Raw genomic sequence first — 22,502 nt, 5'->3', positions numbered from 1 at the left:
AGATGATGGCTGAGAACAAATTAAACGTTATTGATTTGCACAAACGCTACGGCGAACATGAAGTGCTGAAAGGGGTGTCGCTGCAGGCTAATGCGGGCGATGTAATCAGTATTATCGGCTCATCGGGTTCCGGTAAAAGTACGTTCCTGCGCTGCATTAACTTCCTCGAGAAACCGAGTGAAGGCTCCATTGTGGTGAGCGGGCAGAACATCAACCTGGTACGTGATAAAGACGGCCAGTTGAAGGTGGCAGATAAGAATCAGCTGCGCCTGCTGCGCACTCGCCTGACGATGGTGTTCCAGCACTTCAACCTCTGGAGCCACATGACGGTGCTGGAGAACGTGATGGAAGCACCGGTTCAGGTGCTGGGCTTAAGCAAGCAGGAAGCCCGCGAACGTGCGGTGAAATACCTGGCGAAGGTGGGCATTGACGAACGCCAGCAGATAAAATACCCGGTGCATCTCTCCGGCGGTCAGCAGCAGCGTGTTTCTATCGCTCGTGCGCTGGCGATGGAGCCAGAAGTGTTGCTGTTTGATGAGCCGACTTCCGCGCTTGACCCTGAGCTCGTTGGCGAAGTGCTGCGTATCATGCAAAAACTGGCCGAAGAGGGAAAAACGATGGTGGTGGTGACACACGAAATGGGCTTTGCCCGTAACGTCTCAAACCACGTCATCTTCCTGCATCAGGGCAAAATCGAAGAGCAGGGGCATCCGGATGAGGTGTTAGCCAACCCGCAAAGCCCTCGCTTGCAGCAGTTCCTGAAAGGGTCGTTGAAGTAGGTTTTGCCCTTCTTCCCTCTCCCTGTGGGAGAGGGGTGGTCGCCCGGTGGTTTTCTCCCTCTCCCTGTGGGAGAGGGCTGGAGTGAGGGCATCAAACCGCACCACACTCCAGCCGATATACCCAGTCGTCATACCGCACGCCATCAATCTCATATGCTTTTTCCAGTACCTGCGTGCGCACAAAACCCGCTTTCTCCAGCACCCGTACCGACCCGCGGTTATCTGCCAGCACATACGCGTTAACCGCTTTAACACCCGCCTGGTTAAAGGCGTAGTCACACACCGCGCGCAGTGCCTCGCTGGCGATCCCTTTTCCCTGTGCGGCAGGTACAACGGTGTAACCAATATCCGCTTCCTCACGGTTCTCTGTGCTGATTTGCAGGCCAATATCGCCAAGCGGGGTTCCAGCATTGCGAAAACGGATCACAAAAATATGCGGGGCAGCCAGACGCGCAGCGAACAGGCGTCGGGTCTCTTTTTCCGGGGCGATGGCAGCCATATAGCGCATGATGGCACGGTCTTCGCGCAGCGAACGGAAGAACGCCCAGTCAGAAGGTTCGAACGGGGTGAGATGAAGCCGGGATGTGGTGATGGTTGCCATCATTACGCTGCCTTGCGAGAGAGTGTGGCGTATCACTGTAGCATACCCAAAGGTGGGCTTTAACCCACCGCATCCTCCAGCGCTTCTTCTAAGTCATACCAGCGAAACGCAAACCCGGCCGCTTCCAGCCGTTTTGGCAGCGCGCGCTGTCCACCCAGCACCAGCACCGAGGCTTCGCCCATCATCAGGCGGATCACCGTGGCAGGTACGCGCAAAATCGCCGGGCGATGCAGGGCATGCCCCAGTGAGTGAGCAAACTGTTCATTACGCACCGGGTACGGCGACACCATATTAAAAGGCCCGCTCAGATCGTTATCCAGTAGCCAGAGAATGCCGTTTACCATATCGTCGATATGGATCCAGGCGAGATACTGGCGACCATTGCCGATTGGCCCGCCGAGGCCGAGTTTAAAGAGGGGAAGCATCTTTGTCAGAATGCCACCTTTCGGGGAAAGGACGACGCCAGTACGTAGCAGGCAGACGCGGGTTTTGTCGCTTTGTGCAGCGCAGGCGATGCGTTCCCACTGGGCGCAGAGTTTATGGGTAAATTCGTTGTGGGGTGGCTCATCTTCGGTTACCACCACTTCACCGAGATCGCCGTAGTATCCCGCAGCCGAGCCAGAAATGAGCACCGACGGCGGAGTGTGGCTGTTACGGATAAGCTCAACCAGCCTTTCCGTGATATTCCAGCGGCTGCTGCACAACAGCTGTTTTTGCTCTTCCGTCCAGCGTTTGTCGGCGATGGGCTCGCCTGCGAGGTTGATGACGGCGTCAAAGCCGTCCAGATTCTGCAGTTCTGCCAGACTTTTCCAGATGTCGATACCCACACCCAGCAACTGACGTGCTTTTTCCGGGCTGCGCGTGACCACGGTGATGTCGTGGTGCAATGCTTGCAGGCGTGGAATGAGATGGCAACCAATCAGGCCGGTACCGCCAGTCAGCAGAATCTTCATACAACCTCCAGGTTTACGCCTGGCGTTGCCAGCTTAACGTCATGGAGACGGAGTCAGCGTAACGCAGGGCGTGAAGTTTATCGATCTCTACTTCAGCATAAGTGACCCAGTGATGTTCACGTGCGATATCGAGCACATCCTGAGTTAATTTTTCCAGCAAAGAGAAGCGGTTGTTTTCAACATACTGAATGATGCTTTTGGTAATGGTGCGGTAATTCAGCGCGTCATTGATGTCCTCACTGGCGCGCGCTTTGTCTGCCGGGTAATGGATCACCACATTCAGCACGATATCCTGACGGTTGGCGATCTCTTCGTCTTTGATACCAATGAACGTACGTAAGCGTAAGTTTTTTATACGAATAATAGCGTCATGTTGCGACATTGCAGGTCTTCTCCGTGTCAGTATTTCCGCCTCATAATACATGAGGTCATCGTATGTGCCCAACCGGGTTAAGGACTAAATCTGCTGGATTTTTTGCATGGCACGTTCGGTCGCAGGACGTGTCCGGATACGTTCAAACCAGTTATTCACGGCAGGATAAGCAGCGAGATCGATACGGTGGCGTTCATGAGTGTTAATCCACGGCCAGCAGGCGATATCGGCAATGCTGTAATGATCGCCCCCGAGCCACGGCGTTTTCTCCAGACGACGGTTCAACACGCCGTACAGCCGCTGGGTTTCAACCTGATAGCGCTCGATAGCATAAGGGATTGGCTGCGGGGCGAAGGCGGTAAAGTGGTGGTTTTGCCCCAGCATCGGCCCCAGGCCGCTTGACTGCCAGAAGAGCCACTGCAGCGTGTGGTGACGTTCGCGCAGTTCCCCACTCAGCAATTTACCGGTTTTCTCCGCCAGATAGAGCAAAATCTCCCCGGACTCAAACAGGCTTAACGGTCTGCCGCCATCGGCAGGCAGGTTATCAATAATGGCCGGGATTTTATTATTGGGTGATATCGCCAGAAAAACGGGTCTGAACTGATCGCCTTTGCTGATATCGACGCTGATGATCCGGTATTCCAGTTCTGCTTCTTCAAGAAAAAGGGTGATTTTATGGCCGTTTGGGGTTGGCGCGTAATAGAGGTCGATCATTCTCAACTCCTGTCAGAACAAAAAGTGATGCCATAAAAATGAGTATAGGTGTCTGGTGTAAATCGTGAGTTTTCATCAAGTGACAGCGACGCAAAGAGAATATATGTTGAGTAAAAACCGATCAGCCGATGAGGATGTTATGAACCAGCCTGTTATCACGTTGTGGTCCGATGCGAATTTCTTTTCACCCTATGTTATGAGTGTTTATGTGGCACTGGCCGAAAAGGGGCTGACATTTACCCTGAAAACCGTCGATCTGGACGGTGGAGAACACCTGAAACCGCAGTGGCAGGGTTATGCTCTGACCCGGCGCGTACCGGTGCTGGAAATTGACGGTTTTGAGCTGAGTGAATCTTCAGCGATTGATGAGTATCTTGAAGATCGTTTTGCGCCGCCGGAGTGGGAGCGGATTTACCCCCACGATCTGCAAAAGCGTGCCCGGGCGCGTCAGATCCAGGCGTGGCTGCGTAGCGATCTGATGCCGATCCGCGTCGAACGTTCCACTGACGTTGTGTTTGCCGGGGTGAAAAAGCCCGCCCTTAGCGCAGACGGTGTTGTCAGTGCGCAAAAGTTGATTGATACTGCGGCCTCTTTGCTGGCGCACGGCAATCCGAATTTATTCGGGGAATGGTGCATTGCCGATACCGATCTGGCACTGATGCTCAACCGCCTGATCCTCAACGGTGACGAGGTTCCGCAACTGCTGGTGGATTATGCGACATTCCAGTGGCAGCGTGCGTCAGTACAACGCTATGTGGCACTCTCCGCTAAGCGTGCGGGCTGATAAGCCCTGGCGCTTCAGGTATGATATGGGCAGTCTGTTTTCCTGAGGAGTGACTGATGAAACTGATGTTTGCGTCGGATATTCATGGATCGCTGCCCGCTACCGAGCGTGTTCTTTCTCTGTTTACCCAAAGTGGGGCGCAGTGGCTGGTGATCCTGGGCGATGTGTTAAATCATGGCCCCCGTAATGCGCTGCCGGAAGGGTATGCCCCTGCGCAGGTGGCGGAAAAACTCAATCACTATGCCTCGCGTATCATCGCCGTTCGCGGCAACTGTGACAGCGAAGTGGATCAGATGCTGCTGCATTTTCCGATAACCGCCCCCTGGCAACAGGTGCTGTTAGAAAATTGCCGCCTGTTCTTAACGCATGGTCATCTTTTTAGCCCCGATAATCTCCCTGCGCTCATGGCTGGCGATGCTCTGGTTTACGGTCATACTCATATTCCGGTGGCTGAAAAGCGCGGTGATATTTATCATTTTAATCCCGGTTCGGTCAGTATCCCAAAAGGCGGATACCCGGCGAGCTACGGCATGCTTGATGAGAAGACGTTAAGCGTTATCGCACTTAATGATCAGCAAGTTATTGCGCAAATAGCGATTAATCCGTAAGTTACACCTCAACTGCAAACGCGCCGAAAGAGCGCTTAGACGAGAAGGTTTCCCGATGGTGGAGCAGAGTCATTTGGCAAGTACAGAGTGGGTTGACATTGTCAGCGAAGAAAATGAAGTGATCGCGCAGGCCAGCCGCGCACAAATGCGTGCGGAGCGTCTGCGTCACCGTGCAACGTACATCGTTGTGCATGACGGCATGGGCAAAATTCTGGTCCAGCGCCGCACGGACACCAAAGATTTTCTCCCCGGTATGCTGGATGCCACTGCGGGCGGGGTCGTTCAGGCGGATGAAGTGCTGCTGGATTCCGCGCGTCGCGAAGCGGAAGAAGAGTTAGGCATTGCCGGTGTGCCATTTGCCGAGCACGGCCAGTTCTATTTCGAGGACGAAAACTGCCGCGTCTGGGGCGGGTTGTTTAGCTGCGTTTCCCACGGCCCGTTCGCCCTGCAGGAAGAGGAAGTCAGTGAAGTGAGCTGGATGACGCCGGAAGAAATTACCGCGCGTTGCGACGAGTTCACGCCGGATTCGTTAAAAGCGCTGGCGCTGTGGATGAGCCGCAACGCGAATAACGAATCGACCAAATCAGAGAAAGAAGAAGAGGCTGAGTAAGCCTTAGCAGCTTTCCCGCAGACACAGGCTGGACGCGATGGGTTTCTGATCGCGCCAGTCTCCGTCATTGAGACGTTCCAGTAACGCACGTCCCGCTTCAATCCCAATCTTACGGTGCGGTACTACCATCGTCGTCAGCGGTGGCTGACAGACGCGGCTGACGTCGCTGTCACCAAAGCCCACTACCGCCAGATCGTCTGGTACCTTGATACGCCGACGCTGGCACTCATATAGCGCACCGCAGGCCAGTTCATCCGATACGCACACCAGTGCATCCAGCTCAGGCCATGCCAGCAGGAATTCAGGTAGCTGTGCCGCACCCGTTGAGAAGTTCGGCGGCATGGCGGCATTTATGACCCGATTCGGTGACATATGGTGGCGAAGCATCGCTTTGTACCAGCCCTGCAAGTGCTGCTGGAAAATCCACTGCTCCTGGTTGGCACACAGCAGGCCAATATTCTGATAGCCGCGCTGGATCACCATCTCAGTGAGTTCATACATCGCCGCGACGTTATCAATCCCGATATTCATGTCGATAGGATCGGCGCGCATGGCACCCATTTCCATCACCGGGATGGAGGCATTTTTCAGCCAGTGGCGGACGGTGTCGGTGTGTTCGACGCTGAGCAAAATCGCGGCTGCAATATTGGACGCCAGTAGCGTTTCCAGTAATTTCTCTTCCTGTTCGAGACGATGCTGAGATTCTGCCAGCATGATCTGGTATCCGGCAGGCTGTAATATCTGCTGTAGCCCGGCGAACATCTCCGAGCAACCAGCTTCGGAAAGATTAGGAACAACCATAGCAATCGTCCATGAAGAGGCCGACGCCAGCGCGCTGGCGGCAAGGTTGGGCATATATCCCAATTCCTGCACCGCAGCTTCAATTTTTTCTCGTAGTTTATCAGAAACCTGTTCCGGCGTGCGGAGTGCCCGGGACACGGTCATTGTGCCCACTCCGGCAAGCTGTGCGACATCGGCGAGTGTCACTTTACCGGTACTGCGCCGTTTTCGGGTTAGAGACATACACCTTCCTGCTGACCAGATGCGTTCTTATTATCATCCTTCGCTTCACGTGACAGGCAGTATACGCCTTAAATCCCTTTTTTTGCTGTGATTTCACACCATGATTACAATTTGATAGCGCTATCACACTTCTGAATGTTATAGCTTGGTAGCGCTATCTTTGTGATCCTGATCGCAGTCAATTATTAATGTGTTGAATAAAGTTTGCACATCTTTTGGGTTATGGCGGGAGTGAAAAGTGCTCAAAAAGTGGATATACGATACGACCATTACGCTTCAGGATAGCGTCGAGAGCTGGCCGCAGGCGCTGGAGCTGTGCGCGAAACCGTTGCTGGATCTGCAGGTGATTGCCCCGGAGTATGTGACGGCAATCATTGAGCAGCACCATACATTAGGGCCGTATTATGTGCTGGCACCAGGGCTGGCGATGCCGCATGCGCGGCCGGAAGAGGGGGCTAAAGGGCTGGGGCTCTCATTATTAAAACTGAAACAGGGTGTCTCTTTTGGTGCCGGGGAATTTGACCCCGTTGATGTGATTGTGATGCTGGCGGCACCGGACAAACATAGTCATATCGAAATGATCTCAGCCCTCGCTGAATTATTTTCCAGCGACAATGATATGGCCGAATTGCATCAGGCGAATACGCTGGAGGAAATAAAAACGATTATCGACCGCTTCTGATTTAATACTTTCATCCGGTTTGTCACAACATTACGCGTCAGCGTGATGGAGACGTCTTTACGCTAAAAAGGGGATAACAATGAAAATTATGGCTATTTGCGGTTCTGGCCTGGGCAGCAGTTTTATGGTCGAAATGAATATTAAAAAGATACTCAAAAAGCTTGAGATTGAGGCCGATGTTGAACACTCCGATCTCTCATCTGCAACCCCGGGCGCAGCCGATCTTTTCGTGATGGCGAAAGACATTGCAGCCAGCGCCAGCGTGCCGGAAAACCAGCTGGTGGTGATCAACAACATCATCGATATCAACGAACTTGAAGCGCAGTTGCGTGCCTGGTTCGAAAAACAATAATCCTGATAAGGCGAGGTGGATATGTTTATCCTTGAAACGCTGAATTTCGTTGTTGATATATTAAAAGTTCCCTCTGTACTGGTTGGTTTAATTGCATTAATTGGTCTGGTCGCGCAGAAAAAATCTTTTTCTGACGTGGTGAAGGGAACCATTAAAACCATCCTCGGTTTTATTGTGCTGGGCGGTGGTGCTACGGTATTGGTGGGGTCATTAAATCCATTAGGTGGCATGTTTGAACATGCGTTTAATATCCAGGGCATTATTCCAAACAATGAAGCGATTGTGTCTATTGCGCTGGAAAAATATGGAGCCTCGACCGCACTGATTATGGCGTTCGGCATGGTGGCAAACATCATCGTCGCACGCTTTACCCGCCTGAAATACATCTTCCTGACCGGTCATCACACCTTTTACATGGCATGCATGATTGGCGTGATCCTGACGGTCGCGGGCTTTGAGGGCGTGGGCCTGGTCTTTACGGGGTCGCTGATCCTCGGCCTGGTGATGGCTTTCTTCCCGGCGATAGCGCAGCGCTATATGAAGCGTATCACCGGCACTGACGATATTGCGTTTGGCCATTTTGGCACACTGGGCTACGTGCTTTCTGGCTGGATTGGCAGCAAGTTTGGCAAAGGCTCGCGTTCAACCGAAGAGATGAACCTGCCTAAGAATCTGAGCTTCCTGCGTGACAGCTCTATTTCAATCTCCCTGACCATGATGATTATCTATCTGATCATGGCGGTGAGCGCCGGGCGTGAGTATGTAGAGGCGACCTTCAGCGGCGGTCAGAACTACCTGGTGTACGCCATTATCATGGCAATTACCTTTGCGGCAGGTGTGTTCATCATCCTGCAGGGTGTGCGCCTGATTCTGGCCGAAATCGTCCCGGCTTTTACCGGTTTCTCGGAGAAACTGGTGCCGAATGCACGTCCTGCGCTGGATTGTCCGGTGGTCTATCCGTATGCGCCAAACGCGGTGCTGATTGGCTTTCTGTTCAGCTTCCTCGGCGGTCTGGTCGGGCTGTTCATCTGCGGTCAGTTCAGCTGGGTGCTGATCCTGCCGGGCGTAGTGCCGCATTTCTTCACCGGTGCGACTGCAGGCGTGTTCGGTAATGCTACTGGCGGACGTCGTGGGGCGATGATTGGCGCATTTGCTAACGGCCTGCTGATCACCTTCCTGCCGGTGCTGCTCCTGCCCGTGCTGGGTGCAATTGGTTTTGCTAATACGACCTTCTCGGATGCCGATTTCGGCGCTGTCGGGATTGTTCTGGGCAACCTGGCACGCTTCCTGTCACCGCTTGCCATCACCGGGCTGGTGGTTGCGTTGTTCGCGCTGCTGGTGGCGTACAACGTGTTTGCTAAAAACAAATCTGCGGGCGGTAACGCGCAGGAAAACACCGGAGCTAAATCATGAATGTGAATGAGATAACCCAACTGGCGCGTCAGATCCGCCTTGAGACCCTGAAATCACTGACGCAGCTGGGCTTTGGTCACTACGGTGGCAGTATGTCGGTGGTTGAAACGCTGGCCGTGCTGTACGGCGCGGTGATGAAAATCGACCCGGCCGACCCGGACTGGCCAGAGCGCGACTATTTTGTCCTGTCGAAAGGCCACGCGGGCCCGGCGCTGTACAGTATCCTGGCGATAAAAGGCTATTTCCCGATGGAAGAGCTGAGCACGCTCAACCAGAACGGCACGCGTCTGCCAAGCCACCCGGATCGTCTGAAAACGCGCGGTGTGGATGCCACCACCGGCTCGCTCGGACAGGGCATTTCTATCGCCGGGGGAATGGCGTTGTCGCACAGGCTGGCAGGGCGTCCAAACCGGGTATTTTGCATTGTGGGTGATGGCGAGCTTAACGAAGGTCAATGCTGGGAGGCATTCCAGTTTATTGCTCACCATCGCCTGAACAATCTCACGGTGTTTGTGGACTGGAATAAGCAGCAGCTCGACGGTCAACTGGATGAAATTATCTGCGCGTTCGATCTGGAGGGGAAATTCCGTGCCTTTGGCTTTGATGTGGTGACCGTGAAAGGGGATGACATCCCGGCGTTGCTGGACGTCACATCGCGGGTTCCAGCGGCGGATGCGCGTCCGCGGGTAGTGATTCTGGACAGCATTAAAGGGCAGGGGGTGCCGTATCTGGAGCAGCTTAGTAACTCTCATCATCTGCGCCTGACCGGGGAGAGCAAGGCGGCCCTCAACGAGACGATTCGCCAACTGGAGGCTACACATGATTAAGGTTGCACCAGCAGGACAAAAAGATGCCGTTGAGATGCGTAAAGTCTACGCCGGTTTTGTGGCAAAACAGATTGAGGCCGGAAGCGAGATCATCGCGCTGGAAGCGGATCTGATGAGCTCGATGGCAATGGACGGTGTGGCGCGTGATTACCCGCAGCACGTCATTAACTGCGGCATTATGGAAGCCAACGTGATTGGTACGGCAGCCGGGTTGTCGCTGACCGGGCGTAAACCGTTCGTCCACACCTTTACCGCCTTTGCCAGCCGTCGCTGCTTCGACCAGCTGTTTATGTCCCTGGACTACCAGCGTAACAACGTGAAGGTCATTGCCTCGGATGCGGGCGTCACGGCTTGCCACAACGGTGGCACGCATATGTCGTTTGAAGATATGGGGATTGTGCGCGGTCTGGCCCATTCGGTGGTGCTGGAGGTGACCGACGCGGTGATGTTTGAGGATGTGCTACGCCAGCTGATTGATCTTGAAGGTTTCTACTGGGTGCGCACCATTCGTAAACAGGCCCCGAGCGTCTATGCACCGGGATCAACCTTTACCATCGGCAAGGGTAACGTACTGCGCGAAGGGAGCGATATCACCCTGATTGCCAACGGTATCATGGTGGCGGAAGCACTGGAAGCAGCCCGCCAGCTGGGGCAGGAAGGCGTGAACGCGGCGGTGATCGATATGTTTACCCTGAAACCGATCGACCGAATGCTGGTGAAAAACTACGCCGAGAAAACCGGGCGCATCGTCACCTGCGAAAACCACAGCATCCATAACGGGCTGGGGTCGGCGGTGGCGGAAGTGCTGGTGGAAACGTGTCCTGTACCGATGCGTCGGGTTGGCGTGAAGGAGCGTTACGGCCAGGTAGGGACGCAGGATTTCCTGCAGAAGGAGTATGGCCTGACGGCACATGACATTGTGTCGGCGGCGAGAGAGTTACTGTAAATAAAAAAGGCGACCTTCTGGTCGCCTTTTTAGTGCAGTAAAAAATTACTGCTGCTGTGAGGACTGGATCGCGGTCAGCGCGATGGTGTAGACGATATCGTCTACCAGCGCACCACGGGACAGGTCGTTCACAGGTTTGCGCATACCCTGCAGCATTGGCCCGATGGAGATCAGGTCTGCAGAACGCTGTACCGCTTTGTAGGTGGTGTTACCGGTGTTCAGATCCGGGAAGATGAACACGGTAGCGCGACCGGCAACCGGTGAGTTAGGCGCTTTGGATTTCGCCACGTCAGCCATTACCGCAGCGTCGTACTGCAGCGGGCCGTCGATCATCAGGTCAGGACGTTTTTCCTGCGCCAGACGGGTCGCTTCGCGAACTTTCTCTACATCGCTGCCTGCACCAGAAGTGCCGGTAGAGTAGGAGAGCATCGCCACGCGTGGTTCGATACCGAAGGCAATCGCGGAGTCTGCAGACTGGATAGCGATTTCAGCCAGCTGTTCTGCCGTTGGATCCGGGTTGATCGCACAGTCGCCGTAAACGTAAACCTGTTCAGGCAGCAGCATGAAGAACACGGAAGACACCAGTGAGCTGCCCGGTGCAGTTTTGATCAGCTGCAGTGGCGGACGGATGGTGTTCGCGGTGGTGTGAACAGCACCAGAAACCAGACCGTCAACTTCGTCCTGTTCCAGCATCAGCGTACCCAGCACCACGTTGTCTTCCAGCTGTTCACGCGCAACGGCTTCGGTCATGCCCTTGCTCTTACGCAGTTCAACCAGACGGGCTACGTAGCTTTCGCGAACCACTTCCGGGTCAACGATTTCGATACCCGCACCCAGCTCAACGCCCTGAGAGGCCGCCACACGGGTGATTTCATCCGGGTTACCCAGCAGCACACAGGTCGCGATACCGCGTTCTGCGCAGATAGCTGCCGCTTTAACGGTACGTGGTTCATCACCTTCTGGCAGAACAACGCGTTTGCCCGCTTTACGCGCCAGCTCAGTCAGCTGGTAACGGAAGGCCGGTGGAGACAGACGACGGCTGCGCTCAGAAGTCGCAGTCAGGGATTCGATCCAGTCTGCATTGATGTAACCCGCAACGTATTCCTGCACTTTCTCGATACGTTCGTGGTCATCAACCGGCACTTCCAGGTTGAAGCTCTGCAGGCTCAGGGAGGTCTGCCAGGTGTTGGTGTTCACCATAAAGACCGGCAGGCCAGTGGCAAATGCGCGCTCGCAGAGCTTGCTGACGCGTGGGTCCATCTCGTAAGCACCGGTCAGCAGAATGGCACCGATTTCCACGCCGTTCATTGCCGCCAGGCAGGCTGCAACCAGCACGTCAGGACGGTCAGCGGAAGTCACCAGCAGGGAGCCTGCACGGAAGTGTTCCAGCATGTGCGGGATGCTGCGCGCACAGAAGGTCACGGACTTCACGCGACGGGTGTTGATGTCGCCTTCGTTGATCACGGTGGCGTTCAGGTGATGCGCCATATCGATTGCACGGGTGGCAATCAGATCGAAGCTCCACGGTACCGCGCCCAGTACTGGCAGCGGGCTGGAGCTTTGCAGTTTAGCCGGGTCAACTTTGATGACTTTCGCTCTGGAAGAGTCGTCGAAGATCTCGGACAGGTCAGGGCGAGTACGACCCTGCTCATCAACCGGGGCGTTCAGTTTGTTAACGATAACGCCGGTGATGTTGGTATTTTTTGCGCCGCCGAAGCTGCTGCGAGTCAGTTCGATACGCTCGTTCAGCTGCTCTGGGGTGTCAGTACCCTGAGACATGACGAAGACGATCTCAGCGTTCAGCGTTTTCGCGATTTCGAAGTTCAGAGACTGGGCAAACTGGTGTTTGCGCGTAGGAACCAGGCCTTCAACCAGAACCACTTCCGCGTCCTGAGTGTTCGCGTGGTAGTTGGCGATGATCTCTTCCATCAGCACGTCTTTCTGATTGCTGGAGAGCAGAGATTCAACGTGGCTCATCTTCAGCGGTTCAGCCGCTGGCAGATTGGAGTTCTTACGCACGATGGTGGTGGTCTGGTCTGGCGCATCGCCACCGGCACGAGGCTGGGCGATTGGCTTAAAGACGCTCAGACGAACGCCTTTGCGTTCCATAGCACGGATAACGCCAAGGCTGACGCTGGTCAGGCCGACGCTGGTTCCGGTAGGGATCAGCATAATAATACGGGACACGGTTTATCCTCTTTCGTTACCGCCGACATTGGGCGGGTTACAAAACAGCACCGCCAGCATTGCTGGCGGTGTGGAATCAGGCAGTCAGGCGGTTCGCGTCTTGCGCGATGACCAGCTCTTCGTTCGTTGGGATAACGATAGCTGGACGGGTACCTTCTTTGTTGATGAAACCAGACTTACCGAAACGGGCAGCCAGGTTACGTTCGTGATCAACGTCGAAGCCCAGAACGCCCAGTTTACCCAGGGTCAGTTCACGGACCATTGCCGCATTCTCACCGATACCACCGGTGAAGATTACCGCGTCCAGACGACCTTCCATCAGCGCAGTGTAAGAACCGATGTATTTTGCCAGGCGGTGGCAGTAAACGTCCATTGCACGTTTAGCGTCCGCTTTTTCTGCGTAGTTGTCTTCAACATAACGGCAGTCGCTGGTGACTTCGGTCAGACCCAGCAGGCCAGACTCTTTGGTCAGCATTTTGTTGATCTGGTCAACGCTCATGCCCAGGGTGTCGTGCAGGTGGAAGATGATCGCCGGGTCGATATCACCGGAACGGGTACCCATCACCAGACCTTCCAGTGGGGTCAGACCCATAGAAGTATCAACACATTTACCGTTACGGATAGCAGAAACAGAACCACCGTTGCCCAGGTGGCAGGTGATGATGTTCAGTTCTTCAACCGGTTTGTTCAGTACTTTTGCCGCTTCCTGAGTAACATAGAAGTGGCTGGTGCCATGTGCGCCGTAGCGACGAACACCGTGCTCTCTGTACAGGCTGTATGGCAGGGCGTAGAGGTAAGATTCTTCCGGCATAGTCTGATGGAACGCGGTGTCAAACACGGCCACGTTTTTGTCTTTCAGCTGCGGGAAGGATTTCAGCGCTTCAGCGATACCGATCAGGTGAGCCGGGTTGTGCAGCGGCGCGAAGGATGCAGAGTCTTTGATGCCCTGGATCACAGATTCGTCGATCACGACGGAGCTGGTGTATTTTTCGCCGCCGTGGACGATACGGTGACCAATCGCAGTCAGCTGAGCAGACAGTTCTGGTTTTTGTGCCAGAATAGTGTTAACGATAAAGTTCAGCGCTTCACTGTGAGCGGCGCCTGCACCTAAAGCCGCTTCTTGTTTGCTACCGTCCATCTTCCATTTGATACGTGCTTCAGGCAGATGGAAACATTCGGCCAAACCAGAGAGGTACTCGTCACCGTTGAGCGCATCGATGATGGCGAATTTCAGTGAGGAGCTACCGCAGTTCAGAACCAGTACTAACTTACTCGACATGGAAGTACCTATTATTGATACGTGGCTAAAAAAACGTCAGTGAGTCTAACAGCGTAACGCATGCTGACCCAGACATTTATGATTAACATCATGCCAAACGAACATTCTGGCATGATGGAAGAAATACCTATGATTTTATGCCATTTTGAACATTTTTCAGGCGATGGCATAATATGCGATAATTTGACGAGTTAACGATTCTCGTCTAAGGCCCTATCAGGCTGGCACAGGATACCCGATACGGGGTAGTGATGACAAAATATTTTGAACGTTGTCATAGCCTGTTGTGGTTTTGCATGAAAATTTTAATTTTTATACGTGAAGTTGAGGTACAGCCATGTCGACACCTGAGATCCCGTCCGTGAACTTTTTTAGTCTGTTTCGTCGGGGACAGCATTACGCAAAGACCTGGCCGATGGAAAAGCGCCTTGCGCCTATGTTTGTTGAGAATCGCGTCATCCGCGCCACCCGCCATGCGATTCGCTTTATGCCGCCTGTCGCGATATTTACGCTGTGCTGGCAAATTGCCCTCGGGGGGCAGCTTGGCCCGGCCGTCGCCACGGCGCTCTTTGCGCTAAGTCTGCCGATGCAGGGACTGTGGTGGTTAGGTAAGCGTTCAATTACGCCATTACCTCCCGGAATTTTACACTGGTTTTATGAAGTTCGCGGGAAACTCGAGGAAGCAGGGCAGGCGCTTGCTCCGGTCGAAGGTAAACCGGATTACCAGGCGCTGGCCGATACCCTCAAGCGGGCTTTTAAACAACTTGATAAAACATTCCTCGATGGTTTGTGATTGATCATCGAAACGATGAATAAAAGAAGGCACAGTAACAAACAGTTACCGTGTCTTTTTTTTCAAGTGCAATGCGCTACAGGAGTCGAAAGATGGAAATGACCAATGCTCAACGTCTGATTTTGTCTAATCAGTACAAGATGATGACTATGCTTGATCCCGACAACGCAGAGCGCTACCGCCGCTTACAGACTATCGTTGAACGTGGCTTCGGTTTGCAGATGCGCGAACTGGATCGCGAGTTTGGCGAGCTGAAAGAAGAAACCTGCCGCCTGATCATCGACATTATGGAGATGTATCACGCGCTGCACGTTTCCTGGACCAATCTGAAAGATCAACCGTCCATCGACGAGCGTCGCGTGACGTTCCTGGGCTTTGATGCTGCAACGGAAGCGCGCTATCTGAGCTATGTACGCTTTATGGTGAATACCGAAGGGCGCTATACCCATTTTGATGCGGGTACTCACGGTTTTAACGCGCAAACCCCAATGTGGGAAAAATATCAGCGCATGCTGAGCGTATGGCATTCGTGCCCACGCCAGTACCATTTAAGCAGCAACGAAATTCAACAAATCATTAATGCCTGACGGAGGTGCGTGTGCAGTGTAAAGGTTTTCTGTTTGATCTGGACGGTACGCTGGTGGATTCGCTGCCGGTTGTGGAGCGTTCATGGTGCCATTGGGCTGACAGACATGGCATCGACCATCAGGACGTGCTGAATTTTATCCACGGCAAACAGGCCATTACCTCGTTACGGCATTTTCTGGTGGGGCGCACTGAGGAAGAGATTCAGGCAGAGTTCAGCTATCTTGAGCATATTGAATCCACCGACACGGACGGCATCGCCGCGCTGCCCGGGGCGCGTGAACTGCTTGAACATCTTAATGAAGCGCAGATCCCGTGGGCGATAGTGACCTCCGGCTCGATTCCGGTTGCGCATGCCCGTCATAAGGCGGCAGGCTTGCCGAAGCCAGAAGTGTTCATCACCGCTGAACGCGTCAAGCGCGGCAAACCTGAACCTGATGCGTTTTTACTCGGCGCTGAACTGCTGGGTCTTGCTCCCGCAGACTGCGTGGTGGTGGAAGATGCGGCAGCCGGAGTGCTGGCCGGGTTGAATGCCGGAAGCCATGTTATCGCTGTCAACGTACCGGCGGACTCGCCCCGGCTGGACGAAGCCGATTTTGTGCTTAACTCGCTGACGACACTTGCTGTCTCTAAAGCACCTGACGGCGTTGTTACCGTCTCGCTGAAAATGTAATCCCATGATTTAGCCCCACATTGCTGGGGCTTTTTTATGGCAAAATTTTGTACCCCCTCAGACAAGGACATGTTGTGAACGGTGAACTGATTTGGGTCCTCAGCCTGCTTTTAATCGCTATCATTCTCTTTGCTACAGGCAAGGTGCGCATGGATGCCGTCGCCTTGTTTGTGATTGTTGCGTTTGTGTTGAGCGGTACGCTCACGCTTCCGGAGGCCTTCTCCGGGTTTAGCGACCCTAACGTGATCCTGATTGCTGCTCTGTTCATTATTGGTGACGGCCTGGTGCGCACTGGCGTCGCGACCATTGTGGGATCGTGGCTGGTGAAGGTGGCAGGTAACAGTGAAACCAAAATGCTGATCTACCTGATGCTGACGGTTGCCGGGCTGGGGGCGTTTATGAGTTCAACTGGCGTTGTCGCGATCTTTATCCCCGTGGTACTCAGCGTCTCCATGCGGATGCAGACCTCACCGTCGCGTCTGATGATGCCCCTGAGCTTTGCCGGGCTTGTTAGCGGCATGATGACGCTGGTGGCTACACCACCGAACCTGGTCGTCAACAGTGAGCTGATCCGTGAAGGGTTACAGGGTTTCAGTTTTTTCAGCGTTACCCCGCTTGGGCTGGTGATTCTGGTCATGGGCGTTATCTATATGCTGCTGACCCGCTTTGCCCTGCAGGGCGAGACGCAGGATAAAAGCAAAGACGGCTGGAAACGGCGTACCTTTCGCGATCTGATCAAAGAGTACCGTCTGACCGGGCGCGCCCGCCGTCTGGCCATTCGCCCAGGTTCACCGATGGTCGGCCAGCGTCTGGACGACCTGAAGCTGCGGGAACGCTATGGCGCGAACGTGATCGGCGTGGAGCGCTGGCGTCGTTTCCGCCGGGTGATCGTGAACGTGAACGGGGTGTCGGAATTCCGGGCGCGTGACGTTTTGCTGATTGATATGTCCACGGCGGATGTTGATCTGCGCGAGTTTTGCAGTGAACAACTGCTGGAGCCGATGGTGCTGCGCGGCGAGTATTTTTCAGACCAGGCGCTGGACGTCGGCATGGCTGAAGTGTCGCTGATCCCTGAGTCTGAATTATTGGGTAAAACTGTGCGCGAAATGGGCTTCCGTACCCGTTATGGCCTGAATGTGGTGGGCTTAAAGCGCGATGGCGTGGCGATGAAAGGTGCGGTTGTGGATGAACCCATCCTGCTGGGGGATATTTTCCTCGTGGTTGGCAACTGGAAGCTGATCAGCCAGCTTGGACAGAAAGGCCGCGATTTTGTGGTACTCAATATGCCCGTTGAAGAGAGCGATGCGTCTCCGGCGCATAGCCAGGCACCCCATGCGATTTTTTGTCTGGTGCTGATGGTGGCGTTAATGCTTACCGATGAGATCCCCAATCCGATCGCGGCGATTATTGCCTGCCTGCTGATGGGGAAATTCCGCTGTATTGATGCTGAAAGTGCCTACAAAGCCGTTCACTGGCCGAGCATCATTCTGATTGTCGGGATGATGCCCTTTGCCCTGGCACTGCAAAAGACCGGTGGCGTGGATTTGGTGGTTAAAGGGCTAATGGATGTCGGCGGGGGATATGGCCCGTATATGATGATGGTGTGTCTGTTTATCATGTGTGCCGCCATCGGGTTGTTTATTTCCAATACGGCGACGGCCGTACTGATGGCTCCCATCGCACTGGCAATGGCGAAATCGATGGGGGTTTCACCGTATCCATTTGCCATGATGGTGGCAATGGCGGCCTCTGCGGCGTTTATGACCCCGGTCTCTTCGCCGGTTAACACGCTGGTGCTGGGGCCAGGTAACTACAAATTTAGCGATTTCGTGAAGATTGGCGTGCCGTTCACCGTGCTGGTGATGTTGGTGTGCGTGGTGTTGATTCCGGTATTGTTCCCGTTTTAAGTAAATTGTCGGGTGGCGTCTGCGATGGGATCAGTCCGGCAGCGCCGCCGGGCAATCATGGTCTGTTATAGCGGTGAATCCTGGCTAATTTCATCCAGCGACAAATGGAAGCTCGGTACGAACACCTGCATAAAATAATCCATCTCTTCACTGCGGCGGGATTCGAGCGTTTTTTCCAGACGCGTTTTGGCCAGTAAAAACTCATTATTTCCGGCTGACAACTCTTCCAGACATTTCAGATAGGCGCACAGCGCATCCGCCTGTTTCACCAGCGATTGTTCATCTTCCGTATAACGATGTTCGTCGATCAGCGGTTCGAAGATATCGCGCAACTCTTCCGGCACCATATCGATCAACTTCTGCTGGGCAATCTTCTCGATCGCCTTATATTCCTGCGCAATCTGCGAGTTGAAATATTTCACCGGTGTGGGTAAATCCCCGGTCAGCACTTCAGAGGCATCGTGATACATCGCCAGCAGAGCAATACGCTCAGCATTGACCTGCCCGTTGAATTTACGGTTTTTAATGGCCGCCAGTGCGTGAGCGACCATCGCAACCTGCAGGCTGTGTTCCGACACATTTTCAGTGCGCACATTGCGCATCAAAGGCCAGCGGTTGATCAGTTTAAGGCGGGAGAGATGGGCAAAGAAATGACTCTGACTCATAGGTTACCTTTTGTCTTCACAGCGACAGACTTCATTGTGCGGGTAGGGGAGACAAGATGCAAATCAGGCTACCGAAGTAGCCTGATTTTTAAGATTACTGGTGGTAACCGGAGAGGAAGCGGCCAAAGCGACTGATGGCCATTTCGAGGTCGTCCTCACGCGGCAGGGTGACGATGCGCACGTGATCCGGCCACGGCCAGTTGAACGCGGTACCCTGAACCAGCAGCACTTTTTCCTGTAACAGGAAATCGAGCACCATTTTCTGGTCGTCATGAATATTGAAGCGCTTCGCGTCAATTTTCGGGAACATGTAGAGCGCGCCGTTAGGTTTGACACAGGAGACGCCCGGGATATCGTTGATCAGCTCCCACGCGCGGTTACGCTGTTCGTACAGACGGCCACCCGGGGTGATAAATTCGCTGATGCTCTGGTAACCACCGAGTGCGGTCTGGATCGCGTGCTGTGCCGGAACGTTGGCGCATAAACGCATGGACGCCAGCATCTCAAGCCCTTCGATATACCCTTTGGCGTGTTTTTTCGGCCCGTTCAGTACCATCCAGCCCTGACGGAAACCCGCCACACGATAGGTCTTGGACAGGCCGTTGAAGGTAATGGTCAGCAGATCCGGTGCCAGTGCGGCGATAGAGTGGTGTTGCGCCGCATCGTACAGAATTTTGTCGTAAATTTCGTCGGCAAAGATAATCAGGTTGTGCTGGCGGGCGATCTCCACGATCTCCATCAGTAACTCTCTGGAATAGACCGCACCCGTTGGGTTGTTCGGGTTGATAATGACGATACCGCGCGTGCGAGGGGTTATCTTAGCGCGAATATCATCGAGATCCGGGAACCAGTCAGAGGACTCGTCGCACAGGTAGTGCACCGCTTTACCGCTGGACAGTGAAACTGCTGCTGTCCACAGCGGGTAGTCAGGCGCGGGTACCAGCATTTCGTCACCGCTGTTCAGCAGTGCCTGCATGGCCTGCACGATAAGCTCAGAGACGCCGTTGCCAATATAGATATCTTCAACGGTAACGTCACGCATGCCGCGCGCCTGATAGTGCTGCATGATGGCTTTACGCGCGGAGTAGAGTCCTTTTGAATCGCAATAGCCTTGTGCAGTGGGCAGGTTGCGGATCACATCTACCAGGATCTCATCCGGCGCTTCAAAACCAAATGGCGCAGGATTACCAATGTTGAGTTTCAGAACCTTATTGCCTTCTTCTTCGAGGCGCTTTGCCTCTTTCAGAACCGGGCCACGGATGTCGTAACAGACGTTATCTAGCTTGCTGGATTTTTCGATAGGGGACATGAACCTTTAACCTTTTCGCTATTATTGCCACTCCCTGCCGTGGAAGTCAGCACGGAACAATGTACTCCCCCCTCGCTTCATTTTGAAGGGCGTACAGAAGAAGATTTCGTACAATGGACTAATTCTTGTTGAATCTATTTTGCTGGCTGCGAGCCATTTCGCTGACCTAAAGTAATGCACATAGTGTGGTTTTAGGTTTATTGTGCTGTTGATTGATATGATAGTTGCATATTGTGCTGTTAAAAATAAAATAGGGTCAGCCGGATGCAAGACGTTACCCTGAGTGACTTTTCGTAAAACCTGAATGTTGAGATACGGGTTACTGTAATAGACACCCTGGGCTAAAGGTTACTCATGTAAATTTAATGTTAAGTGTTATTAATGAATGACCTTAATCTAAATTAAAATTTATTTATTATTAACGACGAAAATGCAACTTTCGTTAATTTTAATAAAATTAGTTTAGCCACTTATCAACACCCTTAAATCCTTAATATTGCAATAAGACTTATAAATAAGGTGGATTTGGGTTAAGATGTCTTTCAGGAAAGCAGATGAAAGATGCGCTCGTCTTGTATATCTGGAACTGATTTTCTGAATTAGTCGATTGTTATTGTTAGAGTTCTCTCTGGCTGGAGTGTGCGAAGCACATCCTGCTGCGTTGACAGCGCTGCGATAAAGATGGCAGAAAATGTGTCTTACCTTTAATGTAATTTACATAAACCTGCGAACATCTAAATATCCTGAACGTTTAAGAGAATAAAAATAACGTCATGAAACGTGCTTTCTGACTGTTGATATATACACAAAATCATTCAAGCTGCATCACAAAAACGCTTTCAGCGTTTTTGAACTGTGCTTGCGCTGGCCCCGAAGGGGGGAGGCCGCAGGCCGGGTAACGCGGCACGTCTGAAAATCCCCGGAAGCTTACTCAGGTCAGTGGCTGGGGTGAGCAGACGCGGCCAATACGGAAGCAGCCTGAAGGGTGAAGTGAAAAAAGCAGCACAATAACTATCTGTCAGGCAGTCTGCCGGGTCAGGATGCGAGGGATAATCGTCAGAGGGAATTGCTTAACTGTTACACACAGCTTCAACCCGGGCAGCTCCGCACGAGCAACCTGAAAGTGAATAGATATGATAAATGCAAATCGTCCGATAATGAATCTCGACCTCGATCTGCTGAGAACGTTTGTTGCGGTCGCCGATCTCAACACTTTTGCAGCTGCTGCTGCCGCAGTTTGCCGAACCCAGTCCGCTGTTAGCCAGCAAATGCAACGGCTGGAACAACTGGTCGGTAAAGAGCTTTTTGCGCGCCATGGGCGTAATAAGCTATTGACTGAACACGGTATTCAGCTACTGGGTTATGCCAGAAAAATACTTCGCTTTAATGACGAAGCATGTATGTCATTAATGTTTAGCAACCTTCAGGGGGTGTTAACATTAGGTGCATCTGATGAGTCAGCGGATACTATATTGCCTTTCCTTCTCAATCGTATTAGTTCGGTTTATCCGAAGCTTGCGCTGGATGTTAGCGTAAAACGTAACGCCTTTATGGTTGATATGTTGAAAGAGAATGAAGTCGACCTGGTGGTCACGACGCATCGTCCTGGGCAATTTGAGTGTCTGACGCTGCGTACTTCTCCGACGCACTGGTACTGCGCGGCTGAATATGTGCTGCAAAAAGGCGAGGCAATACCGTTGGTTTTGCTGGACGAGCCAAGCCCGTTCCGCGATATGGTGATCACTGCGCTAAATGAGGCCAACATTCCGTGGCGTCTGGCGTATGTGGCATCCACACTGCCAGCGGTACGTGCCGCCGTAAAAGCGGGTCTTGGCGTAACCGCACGTCCGGTAGAGATGATGAGTCCGGATCTGCGCGTACTGGGTAAAGCGGAAGGTCTTCCTGCATTGCCGGATACGGAGTACCTGCTTTGTCGCAACGCATCCAGCAATAATGAACTGGCGAAGGTGGTGTTCGAGGCCATTGAAACCTACCACAACCCCTGGCAGTACGAGCATGTTACTCCTGAAGAGGGGGGTGACTCCCTGGTTGTCGAAAGGGACTTTGAGTGATCAGAGACTCAAAATTCTGGTAACAAAATGTAAGTGTAAAAAAAAGGCCACTCGCGCGATTTTTGCGTAGAGTGGTTTTTTTTTGGTCGACAATAACCTCCTCAACAGCATGGATTAGGTAAATAGGTTTTATTTATTAATCAGATAAATGAATTTGCTTAAAACGTGTTCGTTTTCCGTTCTGACGTCTTCCTCATCCCTTTGATGTTAAAAAAACAGGAAATATGTTGCCGTTTTTTCGATTGAATTAACAAAAGCGTGTCTCAGATCAAGAAAATACTCCCATTTGGGGGGAGGAATCGTTGGCAAATCCTGTCAAAATAGGAGGGTTGTTTTTTTTACTTCCAAAACGGACACGATTCAACAA

Annotated in this window: 23 protein-coding genes; 14 read left to right on the top strand and 9 right to left on the bottom strand. The window is 53.1% G+C overall.

Annotated features, from left to right (window positions below):
• The first annotated feature begins 5 nt into the window (after window positions 1-5).
• Window positions 6-779, top strand: coding sequence for a histidine ABC transporter ATP-binding protein HisP (hisP, locus tag ACHHZ6_RS03330; RefSeq protein ID WP_182274551.1), 774 nt, complete (start codon window positions 6-8; stop codon window positions 777-779).
• Between the two features lie 91 nt (window positions 780-870).
• Here hisP and ACHHZ6_RS03325 read toward each other — a convergent pair whose 3' ends face one another.
• The 4 genes from ACHHZ6_RS03325 to yfcG form a co-directional block, all read right to left on the bottom strand.
• Window positions 871-1,380 carry a GNAT family N-acetyltransferase gene (locus tag ACHHZ6_RS03325; protein WP_182274550.1) on the bottom strand — a complete coding sequence of 170 codons (510 nt, stop codon included), beginning with the start codon at window positions 1,378-1,380 and terminating at the stop codon, window positions 871-873.
• 59 nt (window positions 1,381-1,439) lie between these two features.
• A complete protein-coding gene (locus ACHHZ6_RS03320) occupies window positions 1,440-2,333 on the bottom strand; it encodes a TIGR01777 family oxidoreductase (protein ID WP_182272151.1) in 894 nt (297 codons plus the stop codon).
• Window positions 2,334-2,346: 13 nt separating this feature from the next.
• Window positions 2,347-2,715, bottom strand: a complete 369-nt coding sequence (gene folX, locus ACHHZ6_RS03315) for a dihydroneopterin triphosphate 2'-epimerase (RefSeq protein ID WP_182272150.1) — start codon at window positions 2,713-2,715, stop codon at window positions 2,347-2,349.
• Between the two features lie 75 nt (window positions 2,716-2,790).
• The gene (gene yfcG / locus ACHHZ6_RS03310) at window positions 2,791-3,420 is read right to left on the bottom strand and encodes a GSH-dependent disulfide bond oxidoreductase (RefSeq protein WP_182272149.1); all 630 of its coding nucleotides are present in this window, start codon (window positions 3,418-3,420) and stop codon (window positions 2,791-2,793) included.
• Between the two features lie 139 nt (window positions 3,421-3,559).
• Between yfcG and yfcF the strand changes: the two genes are divergently transcribed.
• The 3 genes from yfcF to yfcD are packed head-to-tail and all read left to right on the top strand — an operon-like array spanning window position 3,560 to window position 5,422.
• A complete protein-coding gene (gene yfcF / locus ACHHZ6_RS03305) occupies window positions 3,560-4,204 on the top strand; it encodes a glutathione transferase (protein WP_395121724.1) in 645 nt (214 codons plus the stop codon).
• 56 nt (window positions 4,205-4,260) lie between these two features.
• Window positions 4,261-4,812 (top strand): phosphodiesterase, encoded by a 552-nt coding sequence (gene yfcE / locus ACHHZ6_RS03300; RefSeq protein WP_182272147.1) that lies wholly within the window; start codon window positions 4,261-4,263, stop codon window positions 4,810-4,812.
• Window positions 4,813-4,867: 55 nt separating this feature from the next.
• Window positions 4,868-5,422, top strand: coding sequence for an NUDIX hydrolase YfcD (gene yfcD, locus ACHHZ6_RS03295; protein ID WP_182272146.1), 555 nt, complete (start codon window positions 4,868-4,870; stop codon window positions 5,420-5,422).
• 3 nt (window positions 5,423-5,425) lie between these two features.
• Here the strand turns inward: yfcD and ACHHZ6_RS03290 are convergent, their stop codons facing one another.
• Window positions 5,426-6,445 (bottom strand): LacI family DNA-binding transcriptional regulator, encoded by a 1,020-nt coding sequence (locus tag ACHHZ6_RS03290; RefSeq protein ID WP_395121723.1) that lies wholly within the window; start codon window positions 6,443-6,445, stop codon window positions 5,426-5,428.
• A gap of 238 nt (window positions 6,446-6,683) precedes the next feature.
• Between ACHHZ6_RS03290 and ACHHZ6_RS03285 the strand changes: the two genes are divergently transcribed.
• The 5 genes from ACHHZ6_RS03285 to ACHHZ6_RS03265 all read left to right on the top strand — a co-directional run bounded on the left by ACHHZ6_RS03285 (window position 6,684) and on the right by ACHHZ6_RS03265 (window position 10,665).
• Window positions 6,684-7,127, top strand: coding sequence for a PTS sugar transporter subunit IIA (locus ACHHZ6_RS03285; RefSeq protein WP_182272144.1), 444 nt, complete (start codon window positions 6,684-6,686; stop codon window positions 7,125-7,127).
• Window positions 7,128-7,206: 79 nt separating this feature from the next.
• Window positions 7,207-7,479 (top strand): PTS sugar transporter subunit IIB, encoded by a 273-nt coding sequence (locus ACHHZ6_RS03280; RefSeq protein WP_182272143.1) that lies wholly within the window; start codon window positions 7,207-7,209, stop codon window positions 7,477-7,479.
• A 21-nt stretch (window positions 7,480-7,500) separates the two neighbouring features.
• Complete coding sequence (locus tag ACHHZ6_RS03275) at window positions 7,501-8,892, top strand: PTS ascorbate transporter subunit IIC (protein ID WP_182272142.1); 1,392 nt, start codon at window positions 7,501-7,503, stop codon at window positions 8,890-8,892.
• Entirely contained in the window at window positions 8,889-9,719 is an 831-nt protein-coding gene (locus ACHHZ6_RS03270) for a transketolase (protein WP_182272141.1), read from the top strand. Before ACHHZ6_RS03275 ends, ACHHZ6_RS03270 begins: the two co-directional genes overlap by 4 nt.
• Window positions 9,712-10,665: a transketolase family protein gene (locus ACHHZ6_RS03265; RefSeq protein WP_395121722.1), complete on the top strand. Its 954-nt coding sequence runs from the start codon at window positions 9,712-9,714 to the stop codon at window positions 10,663-10,665. Before ACHHZ6_RS03270 ends, ACHHZ6_RS03265 begins: the two co-directional genes overlap by 8 nt.
• 45 nt (window positions 10,666-10,710) lie before the next feature.
• On the opposite strand, the gene pta is transcribed toward ACHHZ6_RS03265, so the two are convergent.
• Both pta and ackA read right to left on the bottom strand, forming a co-directional pair.
• On the bottom strand, window positions 10,711-12,852 hold the full coding sequence (pta, locus tag ACHHZ6_RS03260) for a phosphate acetyltransferase (protein ID WP_395121721.1): 2,142 nt from the start codon (window positions 12,850-12,852) through the stop codon (window positions 10,711-10,713).
• A gap of 76 nt (window positions 12,853-12,928) precedes the next feature.
• Window positions 12,929-14,131 carry an acetate kinase gene (gene ackA, locus ACHHZ6_RS03255; protein WP_182272138.1) on the bottom strand — a complete coding sequence of 401 codons (1,203 nt, stop codon included), beginning with the start codon at window positions 14,129-14,131 and terminating at the stop codon, window positions 12,929-12,931.
• A gap of 337 nt (window positions 14,132-14,468) precedes the next feature.
• On the opposite strand from ackA, the gene yfbV reads away from it, so the two are divergent.
• The 4 genes from yfbV (at window position 14,469) to ACHHZ6_RS03235 (ending at window position 18,089) form a co-directional block, all read left to right on the top strand.
• A complete protein-coding gene (yfbV, locus tag ACHHZ6_RS03250; protein WP_182272137.1) occupies window positions 14,469-14,924 on the top strand; it encodes a terminus macrodomain insulation protein YfbV in 456 nt (151 codons plus the stop codon).
• 92 nt (window positions 14,925-15,016) lie between these two features.
• The gene (locus ACHHZ6_RS03245; RefSeq protein WP_182272136.1) at window positions 15,017-15,511 is read left to right on the top strand and encodes a YfbU family protein; all 495 of its coding nucleotides are present in this window, start codon (window positions 15,017-15,019) and stop codon (window positions 15,509-15,511) included.
• A gap of 11 nt (window positions 15,512-15,522) precedes the next feature.
• Window positions 15,523-16,182, top strand: a complete 660-nt coding sequence (locus ACHHZ6_RS03240; RefSeq protein ID WP_182272135.1) for a sugar phosphatase — start codon at window positions 15,523-15,525, stop codon at window positions 16,180-16,182.
• A 74-nt stretch (window positions 16,183-16,256) separates the two neighbouring features.
• On the top strand, window positions 16,257-18,089 hold the full coding sequence (locus ACHHZ6_RS03235; protein WP_182272134.1) for an SLC13 family permease: 1,833 nt from the start codon (window positions 16,257-16,259) through the stop codon (window positions 18,087-18,089).
• Window positions 18,090-18,154: 65 nt separating this feature from the next.
• On the opposite strand, the gene yfbR is transcribed toward ACHHZ6_RS03235, so the two are convergent.
• Window positions 18,155-18,754 (bottom strand): 5'-deoxynucleotidase, encoded by a 600-nt coding sequence (yfbR, locus tag ACHHZ6_RS03230; protein WP_182272133.1) that lies wholly within the window; start codon window positions 18,752-18,754, stop codon window positions 18,155-18,157.
• Between the two features lie 94 nt (window positions 18,755-18,848).
• Window positions 18,849-20,063 (bottom strand): alanine transaminase AlaA, encoded by a 1,215-nt coding sequence (gene alaA, locus ACHHZ6_RS03225; protein ID WP_182272132.1) that lies wholly within the window; start codon window positions 20,061-20,063, stop codon window positions 18,849-18,851.
• 1,133 nt (window positions 20,064-21,196) lie between these two features.
• Between alaA and lrhA the strand changes: the two genes are divergently transcribed.
• A complete protein-coding gene (gene lrhA / locus ACHHZ6_RS03220; protein WP_182272131.1) occupies window positions 21,197-22,135 on the top strand; it encodes a transcriptional regulator LrhA in 939 nt (312 codons plus the stop codon).
• The last annotated feature ends 367 nt before the right edge of the window (window positions 22,136-22,502 follow it).

The sequence above is a fragment of the Enterobacter cloacae complex sp. 2024EL-00214 genome, assembly GCF_043945575.1.
GTDB classification, from domain to species: Bacteria; Pseudomonadota; Gammaproteobacteria; order Enterobacterales; family Enterobacteriaceae; genus Enterobacter; species Enterobacter cloacae_P.
The sequence above is the reverse complement of the archived record's forward strand: the minus strand, read 5'-3'. Positions and strand labels throughout refer to the sequence as shown.

Excerpts from the sequence above, each read along its gene's own strand:
- yfcF (WP_395121724.1), top strand. The coding sequence starts at position 3,560 with ATGAACCAGCCTGTTATCACGTTGTGGTCCGATGCGAATTTCTTTTCA.
- folX (WP_182272150.1), bottom strand. The coding sequence starts at position 2,715 with ATGTCGCAACATGACGCTATTATTCGTATAAAAAACTTACGCTTACGT.
- yfbV (WP_182272137.1), top strand. The coding sequence starts at position 14,469 with ATGTCGACACCTGAGATCCCGTCCGTGAACTTTTTTAGTCTGTTTCGT.
- ACHHZ6_RS03325 (WP_182274550.1), bottom strand. The coding sequence starts at position 1,380 with ATGGCAACCATCACCACATCCCGGCTTCATCTCACCCCGTTCGAACCT.
- ACHHZ6_RS03265 (WP_395121722.1), top strand. The coding sequence starts at position 9,712 with ATGATTAAGGTTGCACCAGCAGGACAAAAAGATGCCGTTGAGATGCGT.
- lrhA (WP_182272131.1), top strand. The coding sequence starts at position 21,197 with ATGATAAATGCAAATCGTCCGATAATGAATCTCGACCTCGATCTGCTG.
- ACHHZ6_RS03290 (WP_395121723.1), bottom strand. The coding sequence starts at position 6,445 with ATGTCTCTAACCCGAAAACGGCGCAGTACCGGTAAAGTGACACTCGCC.
- yfcD (WP_182272146.1), top strand. The coding sequence starts at position 4,868 with ATGGTGGAGCAGAGTCATTTGGCAAGTACAGAGTGGGTTGACATTGTC.
- ACHHZ6_RS03275 (WP_182272142.1), top strand. The coding sequence starts at position 7,501 with ATGTTTATCCTTGAAACGCTGAATTTCGTTGTTGATATATTAAAAGTT.
- ackA (WP_182272138.1), bottom strand. The coding sequence starts at position 14,131 with ATGTCGAGTAAGTTAGTACTGGTTCTGAACTGCGGTAGCTCCTCACTG.
- ACHHZ6_RS03270 (WP_182272141.1), top strand. The coding sequence starts at position 8,889 with ATGAATGTGAATGAGATAACCCAACTGGCGCGTCAGATCCGCCTTGAG.
- yfbR (WP_182272133.1), bottom strand. The coding sequence starts at position 18,754 with ATGAGTCAGAGTCATTTCTTTGCCCATCTCTCCCGCCTTAAACTGATC.
- yfcE (WP_182272147.1), top strand. The coding sequence starts at position 4,261 with ATGAAACTGATGTTTGCGTCGGATATTCATGGATCGCTGCCCGCTACC.
- alaA (WP_182272132.1), bottom strand. The coding sequence starts at position 20,063 with ATGTCCCCTATCGAAAAATCCAGCAAGCTAGATAACGTCTGTTACGAC.
- ACHHZ6_RS03280 (WP_182272143.1), top strand. The coding sequence starts at position 7,207 with ATGAAAATTATGGCTATTTGCGGTTCTGGCCTGGGCAGCAGTTTTATG.
- ACHHZ6_RS03320 (WP_182272151.1), bottom strand. The coding sequence starts at position 2,333 with ATGAAGATTCTGCTGACTGGCGGTACCGGCCTGATTGGTTGCCATCTC.
- yfcG (WP_182272149.1), bottom strand. The coding sequence starts at position 3,420 with ATGATCGACCTCTATTACGCGCCAACCCCAAACGGCCATAAAATCACC.
- hisP (WP_182274551.1), top strand. The coding sequence starts at position 6 with ATGGCTGAGAACAAATTAAACGTTATTGATTTGCACAAACGCTACGGC.
- ACHHZ6_RS03245 (WP_182272136.1), top strand. The coding sequence starts at position 15,017 with ATGGAAATGACCAATGCTCAACGTCTGATTTTGTCTAATCAGTACAAG.